General features: G+C 62.7%; 1 pseudogene. It reads right to left on the bottom strand.

Going from position 1 to position 593, the window contains the following annotated elements:
- Positions 1–515, bottom strand: a pseudogene (locus tag AC1RDS_RS21000) (IS21 family transposase); the annotation flags it as partial.
- Positions 516–593: the final 78 nt, after the last annotated feature.

Here is a 593-nt window from a genome sequence, read left to right as displayed (position 1 = left end):
TGGCCTTGGCTGGGGTAGGCCACCAGCCAGAAGGCCCCACTGGCACACAGCTTCATGTGCGAGACCTGCATGCGGTACTACACCCCGCCCACCAGCAAGCCGTCTTCGCTCCAGTCGAACTGGAAGGCCTCGCCAAGCTCGAAGGTCAATGGCACGAAGGCCTTGCAGGCCGCCTGTTGGCCTTCACCTTGGCGCCACTTGCGGATGAAGTCCGTCACCCGCGTGTAGCCACCTTCGTAGCCCGCTGCCTTGATCTGCGTGAACAAGGCCTTGGCCGTGCGCCGCTCCTTCTTGGGCCGCTTGGCATCGGCCTTCAAGGCTTGCTTGAGCTCCGCCTCGTGCGCCGACAGCTTGGTCGCCTTCGCCGCCTCCCGGCGGTACTTGGGCTCGACCGGCTGCGCCTCGTCCAGCCACTTGGCCACCGTGTTGCGCGACAGGCCCGTGGTCCTCGATATCTCCCGCTTCGTCTTCTTGTCCCGGCGGTGCATCCGCCGTATCTTGCCAATCATGTCCATGGTGATCACCCTCTTCATTCCCTTGCTGCACAAAACAGCAGGGTAGGTAAAACACCTGGCTCAGTTTTAGGTCGGCAT

Source organism: Acidovorax sp. GW823-FHT02H02 (assembly GCF_058797075.1).
Note: the sequence above shows the minus strand (reverse complement) of the source record. Positions and strands in the feature narration are given on the sequence as shown.